We start from the raw sequence: 1,028 nt of genomic DNA on the forward strand, positions 1-1,028 counted from the left end.
GGCGCTGCGGCAGGCCGGCGCCGATGGCCGCCAGTTGCTCCAGGGCGTCCAGCGCGGCGCCGTCCTCGGCGAAGGCGATGGGCAGCGCCTGGTCGGCGAAACGCAGGTAGCGTTCGACCTCGCGGCTGCCGTTGAGGGCATTCCAGAACACCGCCGGCAGTTGGCCGCGCTTGTCGGCAGCCAGGCGCTGCAGGGTGGTCTTCAGGCCGGCGTCGTCCTGCAGGTGCGGCAGGCAGGCGTCGATGGCGCGCAGCAGGTCACCCTCGTAACCCAGGCGCTGGCTGGGCACCAGCTGCTTGCCCAGGCTGCTGTTGCGCTGGCTGATCAGCTGCTGCAGGTGCGGGCAGCGCCGCGCGTCGATCACCAGATCGAGCAGGCCGATACGCAGCTCGGGCAGCGCCAGCAGGCGTTCGCGTCGCGGCGGCAGGCGGTACTGGCTGGCGCTGCGGCTGTCGAAGGCGACGAAACCGTCGCTCTCCAGCGCCCGATCCAGGCGCTGGAGGTAGTCGGCCTGCAGCGCCAGGCCGTTATCGGCCGGGCCGCAGGCGGCGAGCAGCAGTGGGCAGAGGAGCAGGGCGAGTCGCTTCATGCCGCCAGTGTATGGCCTCGGCGCGCCGGGTTCGACTCAGGCCGTCGCACGAATCCGTTTGCGCGCGCTGCGTGCCAGGCGCACCGCCAGCATCAGCGCGGCGCAGGTCAGGCCGACCACCAGGCCCTGCCACAGCCCGCTGGGACCGCTGGGTTCGCCCAGCCAGTCGGAGAGCCCCAGCGCATAGCCCACCGGCAGGCCGATGCCCCAGTAGGCGAAGAGCGTCAGCAGCATGGTGATGCGCGTGTCCTGATAGCCGCGCAGGGCGCCGGCGGCGGTGACCTGGATGGCGTCGGAGAACTGGAACAGCGCCGAATAGACGATCAGCGTCGCCGCCACCGCGATCACCGCCTTGTCCGGGGTGTAGATCTGCGCGATCTGCTCGCGCAGTAGGAGCATCAGGCTGGCCGACAGGCAGGCGTAGCCCAGCGCCGCGCCC

The 1,028-nt window shown here is 71.5% G+C and carries 2 protein-coding genes; both read right to left on the reverse strand.

Annotated features, from left to right (window positions below; all coding sequences use genetic code 11):
* Nucleotides 1-589, reverse strand: a 589-nt coding sequence (locus N878_RS22085) for a DUF3080 family protein (protein WP_021445698.1), incomplete at its 3' end; no start/stop codon positions are given.
* A gap of 36 nt (nucleotides 590-625) precedes the next feature.
* Nucleotides 626-1,028: MATE family efflux transporter (locus N878_RS22090; protein ID WP_031303734.1), on the reverse strand; the 403-nt coding region annotated here is incomplete at its 5' end.

Source organism: Pseudomonas sp. EGD-AK9 (assembly GCF_000465935.2).
GTDB lineage: Bacteria > Pseudomonadota > Gammaproteobacteria > Pseudomonadales > Pseudomonadaceae > Aquipseudomonas.